The following is a 19,072-nucleotide window of genomic DNA, read 5'->3' as shown; positions in this document are numbered from 1 at the left end:
CCTCCCTTTTTTGTGCCCGGTTTTGGCGTCCGGAAGGCCGTCAGGTGGGCAGGCCCCGGGTGATCACCGAAGGATCCCCCCGCCCCTCGACCGCTGCCAGTTCCGCAGCAGAAAGCCACTCTCCGGGCGGCTGGTCCATCGCCAGTGCGCAGGCGGCCAGCGCGTGCGCCCAGGAACAGTGATTGGCGAACAGCATGCCGGCCTCGTTCAGGGTGCCCCCGCGGTTGATATAACCCAGGACCCGGGAGCGAACCGGATCAGGAAACAGGCTGTGCAGGTGTCCGCGAAAAACCTCCGGACGCATGTGGGTGAGTGCGACCCTGCGATGGATGCGGCGCGGGAACAGCCGTTCGCGCTCAAATTCGGACAGGCAGGTTTCGGCTTCCAGGGTATCCCTGGGCTGACGGAAGCGGCCCGGCTCCTGGAGATAGACGAGGCGGAAGGGTGTGCCGGTCTCCCGCAGCCGTTCACTGGTCCGAATCGCCTCGGATAACTGGTAGGCGCCATTGGCAATCAGAAGGATGGGTTCGCCCTCGGAGGTGTCTTCATCGACCACCAGTGCGCCGTGCCGTGCCAGTGTCTCGGCTTCGCCCGCGTCGAACACGCAGGGGCGCTCCCGCTTCGGAATGACCATGCAGCTGATTCGTCCCCGGTCGGTGTAAACCCCCGGCAAGGCAGCCAGGGTGCTGTTGTAGTCAGCGGGAAACAGAACCCGGGAAACGTCGTTCATTTCACCGAGCAGTGCTTCGCAGAAGGTTGTGTCCTGGTGCGACTGTTCGTTCTTGCCGTTCTCCCAGGTGTGGGAGGTGGCGATAACCGGAAATCCCAGCCAGCGGGCCGGACGCCCGACCTCCCTCTGGTGCCGGGCAAAGATCAGTTCCTGACGGATGGCGCCGAGCATCTTGACGCAGAAGGCCTCGTAACTGGCGACCAGGTTCAGGCCGGCCTTGTTCGCAAGGCACGCGGACACCACCGCTTCCTCGTTGAGGGCGGTGATAATCTGGCCCTGCACCGACTCCTGATCGTTTTCCGGCTGCGTTACCCGGTGTTTCAGGTCCGCCAATACACCACCAAGCCGGTTGCTGGCCATTTCATCCGGGTTGCCGACGCGGGCACGCAGATGGAGGTTTTCCGCAACCAGTGCCCGGAAAAAAGTGTCCACGGCGCTCATCGGTGAAGTCAGGCTGTTGCTCCAGGGAAGACGTGGCAGGGTCGGCTCCGGCGGGTTACGCCGGGCCAGCGGGTGGTCTCGTTCAAGGGCGCGCCCCTGCAGGGAGTGCTCATTAAGCAACGCGGTACTCCGGCTCAGATCGGTCGGATCAACCCACAGTTTGCTGGTATGTTCCAGAAACAGCTCACGGGCCCGGGCATCCATGCGGGGGTTGCCGGGCAACGGCAGGTTGTGGGCCGCGTTGCTGCCGGCCCCGTAAAAGCCGAAGCCCTTCGTGGTTTCGGCGATGCCGTAGGGAATGCGCACCGGGTAGCCGCTTTCCCCCCGGAACGCGCTGTCAGCCTGGTACCGGAGGGATTGTTCCATCTCGAACAGGGCACACACGAACGCTGCCGGATCGCGGCCGTCGAAGCGGTAGGGATCGAAGCTCCGTTCTGCCAGATGCGACTCGAAACGCTCCAGACCCGCCCGGGTCCCGAGTTCGGTCCGCTGCTCGATGCGTCGACCGTTGGCGATCATCACTGGCAGCACGAGCCCACAGTCATCGGCCCGCCACCAGCGAGGGATCCAGTCACTGCCGCGCTGCTCCTCGGCGGCGCCGTCGGAGAGAAACGTCACCAGAGTCTCGCCGGGTAAGGGCATGTGGCCGTACTGAAGTTCGGCAAAACCAAGGTATCCGCCTTCCAGAATGCCGCCGGCGGTGTGGGGGTTGATGTGGCTTCCAAGAGGCGCGCTCATGCTGCCGTCCGGTTTTTGCCGGTAGCTGTAGAAATCGGCGGCCAGCCGTGACAGCCCATCCGGCTTCCGATAGCGTTCCGCCTGTTCCGGGTGCAGGTTGCCGGTCAGCACGTTGAGAGCATCCACGGCGGCCGCACAGTGGCCCTGACCCATCAGCCAGCTGCGGGTCCGGCCGGTCAGATTGTTGAGCGCCAGGTAGGCGGCGTAGGCCGGTACCATGTTCAGTGCGCCGCCGGTGTGGCCTTCCGGGCTGACCTTGAAATCCTGCGGCGCAAGAGGTTGGCCACCGGCGTCGACCCGGTTGGCGTAAGTCATGTGAACCACCAGCCAGAGTCCGGCGCTGGCCAGCCTGTCCAGCGCCGCCAGTTTGCGAAAGACGGTTTCGGTGTCGGGTTGCAACCCGGCCTCGACCAGGCGATTGGCGAGGCTGCAGGCGTGGGCACAGGTGACATCAGTATGCTGGATGACGCCATAACCCTGGCGCCAGATATTGTAGGACTGGGACGCCGGGGTGTCGGCTGCGTCCGACCCGGTTGTGGTTGGCGAGGGCATGGCACGCCTCCATTTCTCCATTGGTAGCACTGATTGTAAAAGGCACCCACTCCTTATCCCTTGATGCAAGTCAGTCGGAACAGCATCTTGTCCAGCGTGGCGGAAGCGGTGCATCGTATCGCCGGACCATTGCTGCCGGGTCGCCACGGGATAATGCTGAATATCGTTGCCCGCCGGCGCCGATTCTGCCAGCCTGAAGACACTACTAAAAAGCGCAACAGGAGAGACAGCGATGGCTCAGGATAAACGGCGCCGTTATTCATCGCCTGTGGTCGACGGCATCGGCAAGTCCGCCAGCCGGGCGATGTTACGGGCGGTTGGCTTCGGTGATGATGACTTCAGGAAACCCCAGGTGGGTATCGCATCCACCTGGAGCAATCTCACCCCCTGCAACATGCACATCAACCGCCTGGCTGAAGAGTCCGCCGTCGGGGCCGATGAGGCGGGCGGCAAGTCACTGATTTTCAACACTATTACCGTTTCTGATGGCATTGCGAATGGCACCGAAGGCATGAAGTATTCGCTGGTGTCCCGGGAGGTCATTGCCGATTCCATTGAAACGGTGGCCGGCTGTGAAGGCTTTGACGGATTGGTGGCCATCGGCGGCTGCGACAAGAACATGCCCGGTTGCTTGATGGGGCTGGCCCGGCTCAATCGCCCGTCGGTGTTTGTCTACGGTGGAACCATCATGCCGGGGGAGAACCACACCGACATCATCTCCGTGTTTGAGGCGGTTGGGGCGCACGCCCGTGGTGACCTGGATCTCATCGAGGTCAAGCAGATTGAGGAAACTGCCATACCCGGGCCGGGTTCCTGCGGCGGCATGTACACTGCCAACACCATGGCCTCGGCGATCGAAGCCATGGGCATGAGCCTGCCGGGAAGCTCGGCACAGAATGCAGTGTCTGAGACCAAGGCCGAGGACTGCCGTGCCGCCGGCGCAGCCGTCCTCAATCTTCTGGAGCGGGAGATCAAGCCCTCGGACATCATGACCCGGGAGGCCTTCGAAAACGCGATCACCGTGGTCATCGCTCTGGGTGGGTCGACCAATGCCGTTCTGCATCTGTTGGCGATGGCCAGCACCGTGGGCGTAGAGCTCGATCTGGAGGATTTCGTCGAGATCGGCAAGCGGGTGCCCGTGCTGGCGGATCTGCGTCCCAGCGGCCATTACATGATGTCGGAACTGGTGGCGATCGGCGGTATCCAGCCGCTGATGAAAATGCTGCTGGAGCGTGGGCTGTTGCATGGCAACTGCATGACTGTGACCGGGCAGACCCTGGCGGAAAATCTTGCCGATGTGGCGCCGTACCCGGAAGGTCAGGACATCATCCACGCCTTCGACAGTCCGATTAAAGCCGACAGTCACCTGCGCATTCTCTACGGGAATCTTGCCCCGACCGGTGCGGTGGCCAAGATCACCGGCAAGGAAGGCACCCACTTTACCGGGCGGGCCCGGGTGTTTCACTCCGAGGAGGAAGCCCAGGAACGGATTCTCGACGGCACGGTCGTGGCCGGCGACGTCCTGGTTATCCGCTACGAAGGGCCCAAAGGTGGGCCGGGCATGCGGGAGATGCTCAGCCCAACCTCTGCGATCATGGGCAAAGGGCTGGGCAGCGATGTTGCGCTGATCACCGATGGTCGCTTCTCTGGAGGTAGCCACGGTTTTGTGGTGGGGCATATTACCCCGGAAGCTGCCGAGGGTGGGCCGATTGCGTTGGTTGAGGACGGCGACACAGTCACCATTGATGCGGTCGGCAACCGGATCGAGCTGGATGTGACCGACCAGGAGCTGGAGCGGCGCCGCCAGAACTGGCGGGAACCGGCACCCCGCTTTGAGCGGGGCGTGTTAGCCAAATACGCCCGCACCGTCAGTTCGGCCTCGAAAGGGGCGGTGACCGATCTGCCGTGAGGGTCCGGGGCTGGGGGGCGAGCCGTTCGGGCCGGGCCCAGTAGTAACCCTGGCCATACAGGCCAGGGAACTGTTGCAGCCAGATGGCAATCGACTCGTCCTCTACGCCTTCGACCACCACATCCAGATCCAGTGCATCGCCCAGTTCCAGAGCCGCCCGGAAAATGCGCTGGCGGGTGGGATGCTGGAGGATGTCCTTGAGGAAACTCCGGTCGATCTTCAGTTCGTCCAGGTCAAAGGTGGCCAGCGTGCCGAGGGAGGAGTGGCCGGTGCCGAAGTCGTCCAGAGCGATCCGGAAACCGGCCTGACTCAGGGTCCGGATCATTGTTCGGGCAGCCGTGGCGTCCACCATCATGGCCGTTTCGGTGATTTCCAGAATCAGGTTCTCTGGTCGGGTGCCATGGTGCCGGGTAATGGCGATGACCTCCTCATGGAAATCCGGATGCGACAAGTCCTTCGCTGACACGTTGACGGCGACGCTAACGTGTTCTCCGTGGCGATCTTTCAGCTGGCCATGGTCCTGGCAGGCCCGGTCCATCACCCAGAGCGTTACCGGGTGAATCATGCCAACCTGTTCTGCCAGGGGAACCCAGTGCGCGGGAGGCACCGGGCCAAACTCCGGATGCTGCCATCGGATCAGAGCTTCCAGTGACTCGGTGCGTTTGTCCCGGATACACACCTTGGGCTGGTATTCCAGCCACATCTCACCGTTTCGCAGGGCTCCTTCCACATCCAGCATTAACACCTGTTGCCGGTACTGCCATTCGGCGATGGCCGGGTCATAAACGGTCAGGGTCTGACGTCGGTCCAGAGCGGCAAAGCCGGCAGACGACAGGGCACTGGCGACGTCGTCACCGTGTTCGGGAGCGTGAGCAATGCCCACGGAGGCGCTCCAGGAAAATGCAAACCGACCTTCCCGGAAATTCTCTTCGAGCCAGTTGGTGAGTTCCCCGAGTATCTCTCCTGTCGCTCCGGATGCCTCATCGCGATGCAGGGCAAAGGCATGGGTGGCGGTGTCTATACTGGCGATGGCGTAACCATTGATCATCACCAGGCGGTCGCCGAGGAGCTGTTTCAGGAAACTGTTGAGGTGCCTGAGGTAGCTTTTAAGCAGTTCTTCGGTAGTTCGGTAACCCAGAGCCTGCTCGATCTCGTTGAACCGCTCCAGCCGGATCAGGCCAAGGGTGTAGGGCTGTTTCCGGCTGTCCAGCGCATCAAGGCTTTCCTCCAGCATGGCCCGGTTGGGTTTGCCGGTGATCCGGTGGGTCTTGAGCAGACGATCATAGTCCTGCTCCACCAGGGTTCTCAGCCGTTGTTCCTGTTGGGCCCGGATATCCGACTTCATGCGCCGTTTGCGTTCTTCGAACATCTGCCGGCCGACAGCGCTGGTCAGGATCAGTGACCCGGCCGCCGCCCCGAGGAAGAAGGCCGAATCCGTCAGGCTGTTGATGGGCACCCAGCCAATGGTGCGCAGGGAGGAAATCAGCGAGCCGGCCAGGATGGCCAGAATGGAGAGGGCGTAGTAGCGGGCATAGACGTGACTGCGGAACTGCCTGAGAACCAGTCCGAGAATCATGGTGCCCCCGGCCATGGCGAGCAGCAGGAACGAGCCCTGACCAAGCAGCGGCAGGCCCAGGGGGATTGCCAGCAGGTGCACGAAGGCCAGGACACTGATGCCAAAAAGAATCCGGACGGCGTTCCGGGGCACCGGCATAAAGTGCGGGGTAAACTGGCACAGCGCAATCAGGCACAGGGGCAGAGTGATGTTCAGGAGTCGGTTCATTTCCGGCAGGTTGGGCCAAAGGTACCAGAGCCCGAAACCTTCCATCACCAGCTGGCTGTAGACCAGGCTGAACATCAGGACGCTGAGCCAGGCGAGCCCCGGGCGTTTCATCTTGACCACGATGCTGAGGTTGAACAGCAGGGCAAAGACCAGCAGGCCGGTGATCGATGCCTTCCAGGCCAGGGTGCCGGCACTTTCGCTGATGACGGTATCCGGTTCCAGTATCGACAGCGGCAGCATGGTTGGACCGGCATTACGGACTTCGAACAGCAGAATGGAGGAGCCTGGTGGCAGGGTTATCGGCCAGACCCATTGTGGGAGCGCAATCGTTCGGTGGTCGAACGGATACAGGTCGCCCATGGCTGGCAGTAACGAGGCCGAGCCGTCTTCGCCGATAACCGCCGGCTGGATGTAATCCAGGGATGGCGCCGAAACCACGGCCCACTTGCGCAGGGGCTGATCACCGGGGTTATTGAGGGTCACCCTGAAGGTGACGGGTACAGAGAAGTAACCCAGGCCGGAGCGATTCTCCGGAATCGGCTGCCAGTTATCGTCTAGCCAGCGTTGCTGGTCGAGGACCTCGGTCAGGGATTTTGTCAGATAATGCGTCTGGGGAGATTCCACGGCTATCGGCGGAGGCCTGGAAGACGTGGCTTCAGGTTTCAGGAGGCCGGTATTCAGAATGGTGGTGGCCAGCAGGCCGTAGCCAAACGCGAGAATCAACAGCAGAAACGGAGACCAGCGCCGAAGAAAGAGGCGGGTGCGACGGGGCTGTTGCACCCTCGCGTCCTTGTCCTCAGTGTGTCCTGCGCTTGAGTCCATGCAATCGAAGTCCCTGTCGCCACCGCGGCGGATTCGCCATCTTGTTACAGTCTAATTACATTTTGAAAAATATTGTAACGCTATGAATTTTCGGCAATTTTAATACATTTTAAGGTATTTTGCATTTCCTGTTTAAAACGAGTGACTTAAAATTGTGACCTGATCGTGTTCCTCGTTGCCTGTTATAGTGGTGTCATTGACGGCTGTAGCCCGGCGGAGACCGCCCCCGAGGTGCAGGAACAAACATGTGTTTAAGACAGGATTGGTTTGAATGAGAGTGCGCGGCTTTGCCCCGATGGTGTTTTTTCTCCTGATTTGTCTGCCGGCTTCAATCGCGGCGCATCAGTCGTCGGAATCGACCAGTCAGGAAGCTCAGGCATCGGGCCCTAACCTTGCTTCCGTCAATGCTGCGGTCGCCGTGATCGACGAAGACTCGCTGGTTTTTGGCAAACACGCCGATCGGCCCGTGCCAATCGCCTCACTCACCAAGGTGATGACGGCACTGGTGGTGCTGGATTCCGGCGAACCGCTAGACGAGTGGCTCACCTTCACCGAGCGCCACACACCGGCGGCGGCCAACGCTTACACCAGGATCCGTGTTGACTCCGAGCTTCGCCGGGGCGAGGCGTTGCGCATCGCCCTGATGTCGTCAGAGAACTTTGCGGCCTACACCCTGGCCCGGAGTCATCCCGGCGGCTTCGACGCCTTTATTGAGGCAATGAACGCCAAGGCCAGGGAATTGGGCATGGACGGAACCCGTTTCGTTGATCCGACCGGTCTGTCCGCCGACAATATCTCGACCGCCGCTGACCTCGTGCAACTCGTGAAGGCCGCTGCAAAGCACCCGGAGATTCGCGAGTATTCGACCACCGGTTACCACCGCGCGCATTTCCGCAACCCCCGCTACAGCCTGTCCTTTGGCAATACCAACGCCCTGGTGCACCGGCAAAGCTGGGGCGTGGAGCTGAGCAAAACCGGCTACCTGAGTGAGGCAGGTCGGTGTCTGGTGATGATCTCCGAGATGAATGGCAAGCAGGTGGTGACCGTGCTGCTGGATTCTCTGGGTACCCGATCCCCCATGGGGGATGCCGGTCGCATCAAGCGCTGGCTGGACACCGGGGCACCGGGGCAGGTCGCCAAGGCAGCCCGGCGATACGAACAGCAGAAAAACGCGGCGTACGCGGCCGCCAAAACCAACACGGTCAGTGCGACGAACTGACACCGAAGGGAAACGACCGGTCATGATCCAGATCTTTACCACGGGTGGCACCATCGACAAGGTGTATTTCGACGCCAATAGCGCATTTGAAGTGGGTGATTCCCTGCTCCCGGAGCTGCTGTCGGAATCGAACATTCATGAGGGCTACCGTTTGCGCGAGTTGATGCGCAAGGACAGTCTGGAGATGAACGACACCGATCGAGCGGCCGTTCTCCAGGCGGCAACCGAGAGTGACTGTGATCGGATTCTGGTAACCCATGGTACGGACACCATGGCCGATACTGCGGCGGTCCTGGCCGCCCTGAAGGACAAGACCATTGTCCTCACTGGCGCCATGCAACCGGCCCGTATGCGGCGATCCGACGCGCTGTTCAATATCGGGTTCGCCTGGGCCGCGGTGCAGCTGTTACCCCCCGGTGTCTATCTCGCCATGAATGGTGAGGTGTTCGAGGCAGGCGCGGTCCGAAAGAACCTTAAGGCCCAGCGCTTCGAGCGGACCTGACTGAAACCTGGCCCACGCTGTCGACTTCCTCCGGCGTCAACATCCGGAACTGACCCGGTTCCAGCCCCGGATCCAGCCTGATGGCACCGATGCGCAGGCGATGAAGAGCGTCCACGTGGTTGCCGACGGCGGCCAGCATGCGTTTGACCTGATGGTACCGGCCCTCGGAAATGGTCAGCTCAATCAACCGTGGTTGCCTGACCCGTACCCGCGCCGGTCGCGTGGGTTGCGGGTCGTTGCGCAGGGCTACGCCCTCCTCCAGGAGCTGGATTGCGGATTCAGAGAGGTCATCGCTCAGGGAGACCAGGTAGGTCTTCGGGCATTCCACCCTGGGTGAGGTAATCCGGTGGGACCACTGGCCATCCGTGGTCAGCAACAACAGCCCGGTGGTGTCGGCATCAAGGCGACCGGCGATGTGAAGGCCAACGGCAAGCTCAGCCGGCAGCAGATCCAGAGCGATCGGGTGTTCGCTGTCCCGGGTGGCGCTCACGACGCCCGCAGGCTTATTCAGCATCAGGTACCGCTCCCCGGGAACGGCGCAGGCCTGTCCATCCAGGGTGACGGTCACATCGGCACGCAGCTTGGTGTTGGCCAGTTTGCACGGCACGCCGTTGACCCGTACGCGCCCGGCGCCGATGGCGCGCTTGGCATCCTTTCGTGATAGCGGTGTGCTGGCGGCAATAAATTGATCCAGTCGTACCATGGCTAACACTAACAGGTTTGCTCGGGCGCTGGTGTCGCCAGGTCGGCCAGGCAGAGCACGGGTGTCTCGCCGGTGAGTCGTGCCCAGAGTATCCCCAGCGCCTTCGGATCAAGCTCCGGTCTTGGGGTGCGGACGCTGCGTACGGGCTGAACGCCGTCGGCACCCTGACGGGCCAGCACGAAGGTAAACGGGTGGGCGCCGGGTATTCCGAGCCGGATATCGGTGGCGGTTATCCGGTCACCGTCGCGGTTGTAGTCGAGCAGGCCCCGGGTGAACCACTCCAGACGCTGCGCCTCGGGGAAATCTGCAACCGCCCGGGCAAGCTCCGGTTCCCGCGCAAAATATTGAAGTTTCAGTGGCGCATCGCCATCGAAAAAGCCGGTCACGATTTCCACATGCTGGCGCTCGGTAAGGGCTGTGGCCCGCCATAACACGGTGTTGAAGGGCATGGGCTGGATCAGCAGTGTCGGGTCATGCAGTCCGGCGCGGGCCAGTGCAGGCCGGATTCGCTCTGTAATGACCTGCTGTGCCGTCAGTGTCCAGCCGAGGTACAGGCTGGACAGCACCAGCCCGGCGACCACCGCCGAACGGGCCGGTGGCCGGATCAGGAAGGCGAGACAGCCCACCAGAAGGGGCAGGGTGTAGAGCGGATCGATGATGAAGATACTGCTTAGCGCCACCGGTGGGCCAAGGGGCCAGAACAGCTGGGTCCCGTAGGTGGTAAAGCAGTCCAGCAGCGGATGGGTGATCAGCACCAGCCCGGTGAGCGTCAGCCAGCGCTGGAAACTCTGCTCGGGTCGCCAGCGCCAGAGCAACCACGCCAGTAGCACTGCGAGGGGCGCCAGCACGAACACCGAATGACTGAACCCCCGGTGCTGAGTGAAATTGCTGACGGCGGAGCCATAGTCAATAACCACGTCCAAATCCGGCAGGGTGCCGAGCATGGCGCCCACGACCAGGGCGGTCCGGCCCAGGGTCTTGCCTGCAACGGCACCGGCTATTGATGCGCCCAGTGCCACTTGGGTGATGGAATCCATGTCGGGTTATCGCTCTACGCTGACCCCCAGTTTCTCCAACACAGTTTCGCCCGGATAGCCATCGGCAACCAGCCCTGAGGATGCCTGGAATTGACGGATGGCGGAGCGGGTTCCCGGCCCCATGATGCCATCCGGCTTGCCGCTGTCGTAGCCGCGTTGATTGAGGGTTTCCTGCAACTCAAGAATGGATGTCCGTGACAGCGATGGCACATCTTCCGGTGGCGGATTCTGCAGCCCGCCGGCTCCGGCGACCCGGTCGGCCAGATGGCCAACCGCGATGGCGTAGAATTCGGACCGGTTCCAGCCCATGATTACGCGGAAGTTGTGGTACGCCAGGAATGCCGGCCCCTCATGGCCGGCCGGCACCACCAGCGAGGCTTTGATCGGTTCGTCGGCCAGGGCGTTGCCAAAGGCGTCGGTGATGCCCAGTTCCCGCCATTTGGAGAGCGGAAGCTTGCGGCCGTCCGCCAGCGCGTAGTCGAAGTTGTCCGGCAGAATGACTTCCCGGCCCCAGCGGTAGTCCGGGTCCCAGCCCATGGACTCCAGAAACTTTCCAGCGGACATCATGGCATCCGGCAAGCTGTTCCACAGATCGCGGCGGCCGTCACCGTCGGCGTCCACGGCGTGTTTCAGGAACACCGTGGGCATGAACTGCACGTGCCCCATGGCGCCCGCCCAGGAGCCCTCCATCTGCTCGGCGGCGATCGCCCCCTCATCAATAATGCGCAGGGCGGCTATCAACTGCTGGGTAAAGAAACTGCTGCGTCTGGCATCGCAGGCCAGTGTGGTGAGTGAACTGGGTACCGACATCTTGCCGAAATAGCTGCCGAAGTTGGTTTCCAGGCCCCAGAAGGCGACGAGGTAAGGTGCAGGTACGCCGGTTTCCGCGGATACACGCTCCAGGAGATCGGCATGTTCTTCCAGCATTTCGCGACCTTTGCCGATGCGATCCTCGTTGACGCGTCGGTTCAGGTAGTCGGCGAAGGTGGTGGTGAATTCTGGCTGGCGCCGGTCCAGTTCAATGACCCGATCCAGGTGCTCGACACTGGCCATTACAGTGCTGGCTGTCTCGCGGCTGACTCCGGCAGCCATGGCGCGGTCCTGCAGGCGCGCCTTGCACTCACTGAAGGCCTCGGTGTTGGCGGTTGATGTGGGTTCCTCGCTCAGCGCTGGCAGGGCGAGGGTGGCCAGGAGGCCGGCGATTGACAGGCGGCTCAGGGCGCCCCGGCTGGGCAGATTCCTTACGAATGTGTTCAGCACACAAAACCTCGGCATGGTAACAATGGTGTGAAAATTCTGAGGCCCATGGTAGCGCGTTTTGGAAGGACAGAAATACCGACTTGGGCCCTTGGTAGTGACAATTGTTTAACCTCCGGGTTCCAGTGTGTCGCATTAGTACGTCTGTTTGTCGTCTTTTTGTAGCGGCAGGGTTTCCGGTCCGGGCCGGGCCGATGTTCCATAGTGAGGCGATAACATCTGGGTCGCGGTTAACGGAAGGTAGTACAGATGCCAATGCTGAAAGCGCTGGTGGCGGACGATGCCAGCTTCGTGAGGGATCTGGCCAAGCGGGACCAGGAGTTTCCGGGCATTCTCGATCAGGCCGTGATTGATATCGAGATCGGTGAGGGGCAGATGGCCCGCCTGAACGGTTTCGTTAACCAGTTGCAGGCGGTCGACAAGCGTCAGGACACGGATTTCGTCAGCGTTACGATCCGCTTTGTGGATGAGGACCCGAAGAAACTTGAGGACCTGTCGCGCTTTATCGCCCGCAACCGTTAACCGGAGAGGGCTATTCCGTACTTTCCGGCACTCGCTCGACCAGCCGCTCCCGGGGGAAGTGACAGATGAATTCGCTGCCCTCGCCAAGGTGGCTGCGGATTTCCAGGTTGCCGTCGTGATTGATCAGGACATGCTTGACGATGGCCAGACCCAGGCCGGTACCGCCGGTATCCTTGTGACGACTGGGGTCGGCCCGGTAGAAGCGCTCGGTCAGGCGGGGAATGTGGATCGGGTCGATGCCAATGCCGGTATCCCGGACGCTCAGGTGGGCTCCTTCCCGGTTGGTGGTCCAGGTGACGGTGATGTGGCCGTGGGGAGGGGTGTATTTCACCGCATTGAAGATGAGGTTGGAAAACGCGCTGCGCAACTGGCTTTCATCGCCCCGTAGCAGCCGATGGTCGGCGACCGTTACGCTGATCTCATGCTGTTTCTCGCCACTCAGCGCCCGGGCATCGTGACAGATCTGGCCCAGCAGCCCTTCCACGTCGGTGAGACTGTCGTTTACCGTCTGCTCCCCGGTTTCAATCTTGGACAGCAGTATCAGGTCGGTGATCAGGGCTTCCATCCGGGATGACTGTGCCGCCATGGTGTTGATCGCCCGTCGCCATTTCGGTGGCAGGTCGTCGGCATTGTCCACCAGGGTTTCCAGGTAGCCGCTGATCACCGTCAGTGGTGTCCGCATCTCGTGGGATACGTTACCGACAAAGTCCCGGCGCATCTGTTCCAGCTGGTAGAGACGGGTCACGTCCTTGGCGACAATCAGGCGATCGTCGTCGCCGAACAGGCTGATCTGGATTTGCAGGTGAATGTGGGGTCTGGCGGGCGAGTGGATTTCCAGCGGCTCCCGGTAGTCACGGGAATCGAAATAGCTTTTGAAGGCCGGGGTCCGAATCAGGTTGTGAATGTACTGGCCCTGGTCGGTGTTGCGCCGGAATCCCAGCAGGTACTCGGCAGAACCGTTCCACCACTCCATCGCACCCTGGTGGTCGGTCATGATGACCCCGTCACGCATGGCGTTGGTCGATTCCTGGACCCGATTGATCTGGGCCCTGAGCCGGTCCCGGGCTCTCAGGTGACTCTGGTGCAGTTTGTGAAGGTTGTCGAAAATGTCGCCCCACAGGCCAACGCTCTGGGGCGCGTCATCTGAGGCGCTGGGATTGGCGAGCCACTGGTACAGGCGTCGGGCCTGAACCAGGGTCCACCACAGGTAAACGATCAGGCCAACGGTCAGTCCGTAGAGTGGCTCACCAAAATACAGGCCGACCACTGTCGAGCCAATGAGGCCGCCAATGATATAGCGGAGGTACCGCGACCAGTTGTGCTGCATCAAACGCTGCCTTGTGTCGTGTGCGGAGTTGATGCCCTGCCGCCGGCGCCGGTCAGGCGGCCCTGGTTGAGAACCGGTACCCCGTTCCCCGAACCGTCTGGATCAGGTGGTCATACCTGTCACCCAGTGCCTTACGCAGCCGGCGAATGTGGACATCAACGGTACGCTCTTCTACGTAAACGTTACCACCCCAGACCTGATCCAGGAGTTGGGATCGAGTATAAACCCGTTCCTGATGCGTCATGAAGAACTGGAGCAGCCGGTATTCCGTCGGCCCCATGTTCAGCGCGCCATCGTTTGTGGTGACTCGGTGGCCAATCGGGTCCAGCGTGAGTCCCTCGACTTCGATCGGGGTGTCGACCCCGGGAGGCGTGGCTCGCCGAAGAACCGCCTTGAGTCGTGCCACCAGCTCTCTTGGGCTGAAGGGCTTGGTAATGTAGTCATCCGCTCCCACCTCAAGCCCCTGGATCTTGTTGTCCTCTTCCACCTTGGCGGTGAGCATGATGATGGGGATGTCGGCGGTCGATTCCTCTTTTTTCAGGCGACGCGCGAGTTCGACGCCGCTGGTTCCCGGGAGCATCCAGTCGAGCAGGACCAGATCCGGTTGTTTGTCGACAATCAGGGCATGGGCTTCCCGGGCATCCGCTGCCTCTAGGTAGTCGTAATCCGCCATTTCGAGGGCCACGGCAATCATTTCCCGGATGGGCGCCTCGTCATCGACGATCAGGACGGTTTTTCCAGACATAAGCTAAACCTGTGTCAGACCTTGATTTGTTGCTGACTCATTACAACGCTCAAGTATTACAAGTATATGACAGGTTCAGGCAATCATCAGATCGATCACCAGCCCCGCAAACACGGCAAACCCGGCCCAGTTATTATTCAGGAACGCCTTGAAACAGCCTTCCCGGGACCGTTGCCGGGCCAGGTACTGCTGGTAGACAAACAGACCGGCCATGCCCGCCAGGCCCAGATAATAGAAAGCCCCCAGTTCAGCCCGTTGACCCACCATCAACAGGACGACGACCACCATGGTCTGAAGCATCGCAATGATGGCGCGGTCGGCATCCCCGAACAGGATGGCGGTGGACTTGATGCCCACTTTGAGGTCATCGTCACGGTCGACCATCGCGTAGAAGGTGTCGTACGCCACCGTCCAGAGCACGTTGGCGGTAAACAGCAGCCAGGTGATCTGGCTGAGTGCGTCTGCCTGTGCCGCCCAGGCCATGGGAATGGCCCAGGAAAATGCTGCCCCCAGGAACAGCTGGGGCAGGTGTGTGTAGCGTTTCATGAAGGGGTAGATGAACGCCAGCAGGGCCCCGCCAAACGACAGGTAGAACGTCAGGGTGTTGGTGAACAGCACCACCATCAGAAAGGAGGCCAGGCACAGGCCGGCAAAGAGTGCAACGGCCTCCCAGGCCTTGATCCGTCCGGCCGTCAGTGGCCGGTCCTGGGTGCGCTTGACGTGGCGGTCCCAGTCGCGGTCAGCAAAGTCATTGATGGCACAGCCGGCCGCGCGCATGAAGAACACGCCCAGTGTGAACACAATGATGTTGCCAATGTCCGGGCTGCCCTCACCGGCGAGCCAGAGTGCCCAGTAGGTCGGCCAGAGCAATAGCAGGCTGCCGATGGGGCGATCGATGCGCAGTAGGCGGGCGTAGTCGGCAAGCCGGTTCTGGACGTGATCGGGCATGGCGTTGAGCAGCATAGGGCAGATCCGTTTGGTGGCGCGGTGAACGGGATGCAGGGATTATAGCCAGCCGGAGGTGACGGATTAAAGGCTGGCGTCAGCGATACAGGCCGGGGAGAAAGTATTCGCCCACCAGCAGGGCCCGGTCATTGTGATGAAACAGCGATCGCCGCGCGACTTCCGGCTGGCCGTCCAGGGACCGATTGCAAAGACCGGTTTCCAGGGGGCCGCGCTGCCAGTCCGGGCTGCTGAACAGGTAGGCGCCAAGGGGCCGGTTGCCGAGATGGCGAAGACGTCGGCCGCGACCCTCCAGGCAGGCAAGCGGAATGATGGTGCGAGCCAGGACCCAGGGTACCCCATCACCACACAGCCGGACCTCGCGAATCCAGGCGCGCTGTCGCGCCGGGATGTTGAGATGACGGGCTTCTTCCAGCGTTGGCACGGCAAACCCTTCCCCCTGGACCTCGACATGGAAGGAGTGCAGGCACTGGTGTTGCAGCGCCCGGGTGAACGAACCCTCCACCTGCAACCAGTAGCGGGCGGGACCGTGAACGTCCGGATTTCGAAGCCCTGCGGCGGCAAGCGAGCTGTACCAGTCGGTCGGCGGAATGGTCAGGCAGCACTCGTCGGCGCGTCCGGCAGGTTGGGTAGTGATAGTGTCAAAGTCCTTTGACGGCATAAATTCCGGGCGCGTTGCGCCAGTAGCCCTTGTAATCCATCCCGAACCCGAACAGGAAGCGGTCTTCCACTTCGAGGCCGGTGAAGTCGGCCTTCAGGCCGGGCTGGGCCTTGCGATCGTGCTGTTTGTCGACGAGAACCGCGGTCAGGACCTCCTTGGCACCGTGGGCCCGGCAGTAGTCCGCTATGGCACACAGGGTCGTACCTTCATCAAGGATGTCGTCAACGATCAGGATGGTACGGCCGTTCATGTCCGCGTCCGGGCGCAGCTTCCATTCAAGGATGCCACCAGTGGTTTCCTGCCGGTAGCGGGTAGCATGCAGGTACTCGGCTTGCACCGGAAACTTCAACTGGGTCAGCAGTTGGCCGGTCAGAATGAGACCGCCGTTCATGACGCAGAAAAGCAGCGGATTGCTGTCCCGAAGGCGGTCGGTGATGTCGTCAGCCAGGTTGCGAATGGCGGCTTGTACCTGCTGTTCGTTGACCAGGCAGTCGGCTTCTTCCATAACCTGGTTCATTTCGGCGACGGTATCGGTCATAACGGTCGGTCCTGTCGTAAAACGGCCGATTATACCGGAGAGGGCAGGTGGAAGGGAGGGGCAGTGCCGTGCCCCGGGATCTGTATTTATGGCTATTGGCAGAAATCTCCGGGGCTATCCGTCGGCACTGGCATTGGTCCGGGACGAGGGGATGGGTATGATGGCTGCCTGACGTGTTCAGCGGCCCGATCTGCCCGGTTCGGGCTCTGTCGCCAAGACAAAACAGTTGCGCGCGCGATTGTAGGACAATTAGTATTGCGCCCAACGGAATCAGGAGAGTGAGCATGAAAAAGTGGCAGTGTGTGGTGTGCGGTCTGATCTACGACGAAGCCGAAGGCTGGCCGGAAGACGGTATCGAGCCGGGCACCAAGTGGGAAGACGTGCCGGAAGACTGGGTCTGTCCGGATTGTGGCGTCGGTAAGGAAGACTTTGAAATGATCGAGATTGGCTGACCCCCTCGGAGCAAAGTTATGACTGAACAGGCCCCCATCGTTATCGTCGGCACCGGGCTGTCGGGTTACTCGCTGGCTCGCGAGATGCGCAAGCTGGACAAGGAAACGCCCATCGTCATGGTGACGGCGGATGACGGCGTGAGTTATTCCAAGCCCATGCTGTCCACCGGGTTTACCAAGGACAAGGATGCGGATGGCCTGGCTCAGGCGGCGCCTGAGCCCATGGCAGAGCAACTGAACCTCCAGCTGCGCACCTTCACAACCGTGACCGGGATTGACACCCAGGCCCATGAGCTGGTGCTTGGCGACGAACGGCTGGCGTACAGCAAACTGGTGCTGGCCTGGGGCGCAGACGTTATTCGGCTCTCGATTGATGGGGATGGCCTGGAGCACGTATTTTCCATCAACGACCTGATGGACTACCGGGCATTTCGCAAGGCTCTGTCAGGTGGTAAGCGGGTCGCCATCATGGGCGCCGGGCTGATTGGCTGTGAGTTTGCCAATGATTTGCGTAACGGCGGTTACGACGTGGACGTGATTGCGCCGTCCGATGTTGTGATGCCGGGCCTGCTGCCGGAGCCGGCCGCCGATGCGGTGCAGCAGGAGCTGGAAAATCTGGGGGTCCGATTCCATCTGGAAACCGTGGTGGATCGCATTGACCGTGACGGCCAGGGGGTAAAGCTCACGCTTGCCAACGGTGAGGCATTGAATGCCGACATAGTGATCTCCGCCGTCGGTCTGCGCCCCCGGACCGAACTGGCCCACGCGGCGGGAATCGAGGCCGGCCGCGGCATAATCGTCAACCGGGCCCTGGAGACCTCCGCTCCGGATGTCTACGCCCTGGGAGATTGTGCCGAGGTCGACGGGCATGTCCTGCTGTACGTCCTGCCGCTGATGGCGTGCGCCCGGGCACTGGCGAAAACCCTGGCCGGGGAACGCACGGAGGTGCGTTACGGCACCATGCCGGTCATGATCAAGACTCCGTGTTGTCCTACCGCGGTCTGTCCACCGTCACCGGATGCCGCAGGGGAGTGGCACGTGGAACGGGACGGTTCCGACGTCAAGGCCCTGTTCCGGAGCCCCGAGGGTGAGATTCTCGGTTTCGCCGTAACGGGACGATTTGCAGTGGAAAAGCAGGCGCTGTCCAAGGAAACGCCGCCCATCCACGGTTGATGCCCAGCCGTTCCATCCGGCCCCCAGAGCCTCTGGGGGCCACGATTTTGTCCCCGGCGGCCATGCTTTTCATTGCGAAATGCGCCGGCTTGGGGTAGAAAACTTCTTCGTGTGCTAACGAATTAACAGGAGCAGGCATGCTTGAAGTAACTAAAAGGCTGGTGGATCTGCTGGATCTTTCTCCCATCGGCGACGACCACTTTCAGGGTGACAGCGAGGATCTCGGCTTCCCCAATGTCTTCGGCGGACAGGTGCTCGGTCAGGCGCTGATGGCTGCCAGCCGCACCGTCGAGAACCGCCTGTGCCATTCCCTGCACGCCTACTTCCTGCGCCCCGGCAACCACAGCATGCCAATCGATTACGAAGTGCAGCGGGTCCGGGATGGAGGCAGCTTTTCCGTTCGCCGGGTAATCGCCCGTCAGGGTGGAAAGGAGATCCTGACCGGCTCCATGTCGTTCCAGGTCGCCGAGCAGGGCTTTGAGCACCAGCTTGATATGCCCGAGGCACCGGATCCGGACACGCTGAAGTCCGAACATGAGTGGGGCAAGCTGATTGCCCCTCACGCTCCGGAGAAAATGCGGGATTCGCTGACCCGCGACCGGCCGATCGAAATCCGCCCGGTGGATCCGGTTAACCCGTTCAAGCCGGAAAAGCGCCCGCCCCACAAACAGAGTTGGTTCCGGGCCCAGGGGCACCTGCCGGACGATCCGGTGCTGCACCGGTGCCTGCTGACCTACGCCTCGGATTTCCAGTTTCTCGGAACGTCACTCAATCCCCACGGCGTGACGTTCATGAGCAAGAACCTGCAGGTGGCAAGCCTTGATCATGCGATCTGGTTTCACCGGGATTTCCGCATGGACGAATGGCTGCTTTACGACAAGGACAGCCCGAGTGCGTGTGCCGGACGCGGATTTAACCGCGGCAATTTCTTCAACCGGGAAGGGGTGCTGGTGGCATCAACGACCCAGGAAGCGTTGATTCGCCAACGCTGAGTCGGC

Annotated in this window: 16 protein-coding genes and 1 pseudogene; 7 read left to right on the top strand and 10 right to left on the bottom strand. The window is 61.5% G+C overall.

The genetic code is table 11. The features are described from left to right. Positions 1-40: 40 nt before the first annotated feature. A complete protein-coding gene (locus tag K0B93_RS10485) occupies positions 41-2,461 on the bottom strand; it encodes a xylulose 5-phosphate 3-epimerase (protein WP_219867157.1) in 2,421 nt (806 codons plus the stop codon). 232 nt (positions 2,462-2,693) lie between these two features. On the opposite strand from K0B93_RS10485, the gene ilvD reads away from it, so the two are divergent. Continuing rightward, a complete protein-coding gene (gene ilvD / locus K0B93_RS10480; RefSeq protein ID WP_219867156.1) occupies positions 2,694-4,370 on the top strand; it encodes a dihydroxy-acid dehydratase in 1,677 nt (558 codons plus the stop codon). On the opposite strand, the gene K0B93_RS10475 is transcribed toward ilvD, so the two are convergent. Beyond that, complete coding sequence (locus tag K0B93_RS10475; RefSeq protein WP_219867155.1) at positions 4,330-6,975, bottom strand: EAL domain-containing protein; 2,646 nt, start codon at positions 6,973-6,975, stop codon at positions 4,330-4,332. The genes ilvD and K0B93_RS10475 overlap by 41 nt on opposite strands. 271 nt (positions 6,976-7,246) lie before the next feature. Between K0B93_RS10475 and pbpG the strand changes: the two genes are divergently transcribed. Both pbpG and K0B93_RS10465 read left to right on the top strand, forming a co-directional pair. Next, complete coding sequence (gene pbpG / locus K0B93_RS10470) at positions 7,247-8,194, top strand: D-alanyl-D-alanine endopeptidase (protein WP_219867154.1); 948 nt, start codon at positions 7,247-7,249, stop codon at positions 8,192-8,194. Positions 8,195-8,216: 22 nt separating this feature from the next. Then, positions 8,217-8,696, top strand: a complete 480-nt coding sequence (locus K0B93_RS10465) for an asparaginase domain-containing protein (RefSeq protein WP_219867153.1) — start codon at positions 8,217-8,219, stop codon at positions 8,694-8,696. Here the strand turns inward: K0B93_RS10465 and K0B93_RS10460 are convergent. From K0B93_RS10460 to K0B93_RS10450, 3 genes are read right to left on the bottom strand one after another with little or no spacing between them, the layout of a single operon-like run. Then, positions 8,668-9,399 (bottom strand): pseudouridine synthase, encoded by a 732-nt coding sequence (locus K0B93_RS10460; RefSeq protein ID WP_219867152.1) that lies wholly within the window; start codon positions 9,397-9,399, stop codon positions 8,668-8,670. The genes K0B93_RS10465 and K0B93_RS10460 overlap by 29 nt on opposite strands. Positions 9,400-9,407: 8 nt before the next feature. Further along, complete coding sequence (locus K0B93_RS10455) at positions 9,408-10,436, bottom strand: metal-dependent hydrolase (protein WP_219867151.1); 1,029 nt, start codon at positions 10,434-10,436, stop codon at positions 9,408-9,410. 6 nt (positions 10,437-10,442) lie between these two features. After that, on the bottom strand, positions 10,443-11,672 hold the full coding sequence (locus K0B93_RS10450) for a lytic murein transglycosylase (protein WP_416383207.1): 1,230 nt from the start codon (positions 11,670-11,672) through the stop codon (positions 10,443-10,445). 312 nt (positions 11,673-11,984) lie between these two features. Here K0B93_RS10450 and K0B93_RS10445 point away from each other — a divergent pair. Beyond that, a pseudogene (locus K0B93_RS10445) lies at positions 11,985-12,215 on the top strand (response regulator); the annotation flags it as partial. A 10-nt stretch (positions 12,216-12,225) separates the two neighbouring features. Here the strand turns inward: K0B93_RS10445 and phoR are convergent. The 5 genes from phoR to K0B93_RS10420 all read right to left on the bottom strand — a co-directional run bounded on the left by phoR (position 12,226) and on the right by K0B93_RS10420 (position 16,449). Further along, the gene (gene phoR, locus K0B93_RS10440; protein ID WP_219867149.1) at positions 12,226-13,542 is read right to left on the bottom strand and encodes a phosphate regulon sensor histidine kinase PhoR; all 1,317 of its coding nucleotides are present in this window, start codon (positions 13,540-13,542) and stop codon (positions 12,226-12,228) included. 52 nt (positions 13,543-13,594) lie between these two features. Further along, positions 13,595-14,287 (bottom strand): phosphate regulon transcriptional regulator PhoB, encoded by a 693-nt coding sequence (phoB, locus tag K0B93_RS10435; protein WP_219867148.1) that lies wholly within the window; start codon positions 14,285-14,287, stop codon positions 13,595-13,597. Between the two features lie 75 nt (positions 14,288-14,362). Beyond that, positions 14,363-15,250: a 4-hydroxybenzoate octaprenyltransferase gene (ubiA, locus tag K0B93_RS10430; RefSeq protein ID WP_219867147.1), complete on the bottom strand. Its 888-nt coding sequence runs from the start codon at positions 15,248-15,250 to the stop codon at positions 14,363-14,365. A gap of 79 nt (positions 15,251-15,329) precedes the next feature. Continuing rightward, the gene (locus K0B93_RS10425; protein WP_219867146.1) at positions 15,330-15,911 is read right to left on the bottom strand and encodes a chorismate--pyruvate lyase family protein; all 582 of its coding nucleotides are present in this window, start codon (positions 15,909-15,911) and stop codon (positions 15,330-15,332) included. Then, positions 15,892-16,449, bottom strand: coding sequence for a hypoxanthine-guanine phosphoribosyltransferase (locus tag K0B93_RS10420; protein WP_219867145.1), 558 nt, complete (start codon positions 16,447-16,449; stop codon positions 15,892-15,894). The genes K0B93_RS10425 and K0B93_RS10420 overlap by 20 nt, the downstream gene beginning before the upstream one ends. Before the next feature lie 284 nt (positions 16,450-16,733). Between K0B93_RS10420 and K0B93_RS10415 the strand changes: the two genes are divergently transcribed. The 3 genes from K0B93_RS10415 (at position 16,734) to K0B93_RS10405 (ending at position 19,066) form a co-directional block, all read left to right on the top strand. Further along, positions 16,734-16,901, top strand: coding sequence for a rubredoxin (locus tag K0B93_RS10415; protein ID WP_008173532.1), 168 nt, complete (start codon positions 16,734-16,736; stop codon positions 16,899-16,901). An 18-nt stretch (positions 16,902-16,919) separates the two neighbouring features. After that, the gene (locus K0B93_RS10410; protein WP_219867144.1) at positions 16,920-18,074 is read left to right on the top strand and encodes an NAD(P)/FAD-dependent oxidoreductase; all 1,155 of its coding nucleotides are present in this window, start codon (positions 16,920-16,922) and stop codon (positions 18,072-18,074) included. Positions 18,075-18,211: 137 nt separating this feature from the next. Next, positions 18,212-19,066 (top strand): acyl-CoA thioesterase, encoded by an 855-nt coding sequence (locus K0B93_RS10405; protein ID WP_219867143.1) that lies wholly within the window; start codon positions 18,212-18,214, stop codon positions 19,064-19,066. The last annotated feature ends 6 nt before the right edge of the window (positions 19,067-19,072 follow it).

Origin of the sequence: Marinobacter sp. F4218, assembly GCF_019443085.1 — a bacterium.
Taxonomy (GTDB): Bacteria; Pseudomonadota; Gammaproteobacteria; order Pseudomonadales; family Oleiphilaceae; genus Marinobacter; species Marinobacter albus.
Note: the sequence above shows the minus strand (reverse complement) of the source record. Positions and strands in the feature narration are given on the sequence as shown.